Source organism: Cetobacterium somerae ATCC BAA-474, assembly GCF_000479045.1.
Taxonomy (GTDB): Bacteria; Fusobacteriota; Fusobacteriia; order Fusobacteriales; family Fusobacteriaceae; genus Cetobacterium_A; species Cetobacterium_A somerae.
Genome location: NZ_KI518196.1, coordinates 1 through 2153 on the forward strand (window position 1 = coordinate 1; position 2153 = coordinate 2153).

Here is a 2153-nt window from a genome sequence, read left to right on the forward strand (position 1 = left end):
GAATTACTTATAGATTTTAAAATTAAAAGCTGAAGTAGGTTTATTTTACTTCAGCTTTTTTTAATAAATATGTATAATTACTAGGAAAAACGTATTTTTTTTCCACTAAAATAATACCTTGTTGAGAAAATAATTTTATAATATCTTTACAAGAGTAAATTTTATAATCCCCTGTTTTCATATAAGGAAGGAAAAAATTTATTATATTTCTAAATATAGGTAGTATCCAGATTTCTCCTAAAATAAGAGTTCCATTAGATTTTAAGACTCTAGCTATTTCAGATATTGATTTTTCAGGATTAGAATAATGATGAAAAGAATTTATACAAGTTATAATATCAATTGAAGAGTTTTTTAAAGGTATGGCTTCGCTATCACCAATAACAAAGTTAGCAGAGATCCCTTTACTAATAGCTAGTTTTATCATCTCAGATGATATATCTAAACCTATTAATTTTAAAAATTTATTTTTTTCTATTATTTTTAACAACAAATCTCCTTTTCCTGTTCCTAAATCTAAAAGAGTATATTCTTCATTTGCTAATAATAAATCTAACCAATCTAAAACATTATTATAGTGTTTAAAAGAGTCTCCATGTTTTTTACTTGCCATTTTATCAAAAAATTTAATTGTATTTTCTTTATAATTTACAGATTTATTTGAGTTCAAATTATTCTCCTTTTTACTTTTTTATAGAGAACCAATGAGTAATTGCAGGAATATTCCCAGGATTCCTATATTTATGAGGTGTATTTTTCTTTATATAAATTGAATCCCCTTCTTTTAATTTATAAATTTTTCTATTAGAAAGGTTTATCTCTAATTCTCCTTTGATAACTATTCCAATTTCATCGTGAGAATGACTCCATCTTACATTTTCGGATGTACATTTAGGATTAATTACAACATAACTACCATTAATTTCAGAATTATCAGGAATTAAATTATAGTATTTAGTTCCTTCTTTATTTGAAGTAAATAATAATTTTCTATCTTCTGATTTTAAAGTTATGACAGACTCTCTATCCTCTTTTAAAAGATCTATTAAACTTATATCCAAAACTTTACATATTAACTGAAGGTTAGCTATAGATGGACTATTTATATTTCTTTCTAAATTGCTAATAAACCCAACAGAGAGACCTGTTTTTTCAGAAAGTTCTTTTATAGATAAGCCTTTATCTTTTCTTAAGTTTTTGATTTTTTCAGATATTTCCACTAGTTAACTCCTATTCATATTTTTTATTTATTATATCATAAAAATAACTATAACTCAAAAATTCATAATTATGAATAAAATATTCACTATTTTGTTGATATTTTTTTTATTTTATGTTAATATCTCTTTATAATATTAATATTACAGACAAATATATCTAGAAAGGACTAAAATATGCTACTAAGTTTTTTATTTTCATCTTTAATTATTGCAGCAACACCAGGAATTGCAACAATCTATGTTTTAAATAATTCAGCTTCTTTAGGAAGAAAAGAAGGTATTTTATCAGCTTTAGGAATAATGACTGGCGGAATGATTTATAATATTATTGCAGCAATTGGATTATCTTCAATTTTATATGTATTTCCTAACATGCTCAGTATTATAAAAATTATTGGAGGACTTTATTTAGTTTATATTGGAATAATAACTATAAAAAATAGAAAAACTAATAATTCGAATTCATTAGAACCTATAAAAAATGATTGTTATATAAGAGGAGTTATAACTAATTTAGCAAACCCTAAAATTTTACTTTTCTTTGTAACTTTTATTCCACAATTTGTAGTAAATACTAATAATTATGCCAAAGAGGCAATATTATTAGGAAGTGCTTATTTAATCGTTGAAATTATCTGGTTTATTTGTTTGGCTAGTTTTGTTTCTCATTTTATAAAAAATATAAAAGGGAATTTCCAAAAATATATGACTTATATTTCAAGTGGAGTATATTTAACTATGGGTTCTGTATTAATATTAAGTATATAGTCGATTTTTACTATAAATTACAAATTACAATAAATAATTATTTTTTGAAAATAATTTTAAGGAATAATAAAGTGAATCCTATGAATTTAATCTACTGGATTCCTTTTTTTATCTATATAATCTCGTATTTAGTTAATTAAATTCTCTTTTTTTATGTATAAGTCA

General features: G+C 22.9%; 3 protein-coding genes. 1 reads left to right on the top strand and 2 read right to left on the bottom strand.

Features of this window, described 5'->3' with window-relative positions; genetic code table 11:
- Nucleotides 1–40: 40 nt before the first annotated feature.
- On the bottom strand, nt 41–670 hold the full coding sequence (locus tag HMPREF0202_RS11095; protein ID WP_023050881.1) for a class I SAM-dependent methyltransferase: 630 nt from the start codon (nt 668–670) through the stop codon (nt 41–43).
- A 13-nt stretch (nt 671–683) separates the two neighbouring features.
- The gene (locus HMPREF0202_RS11100; protein ID WP_023050882.1) at nt 684–1220 is read right to left on the bottom strand and encodes a helix-turn-helix domain-containing protein; all 537 of its coding nucleotides are present in this window, start codon (nt 1218–1220) and stop codon (nt 684–686) included.
- Nucleotides 1221–1394: 174 nt separating this feature from the next.
- Here HMPREF0202_RS11100 and HMPREF0202_RS11105 point away from each other — a divergent pair, with 174 nt between their 5' ends.
- Nucleotides 1395–1988: a LysE family translocator gene (locus tag HMPREF0202_RS11105; RefSeq protein ID WP_023050883.1), complete on the top strand. Its 594-nt coding sequence runs from the start codon at nt 1395–1397 to the stop codon at nt 1986–1988.
- Nucleotides 1989–2153 lie beyond the last annotated feature (165 nt).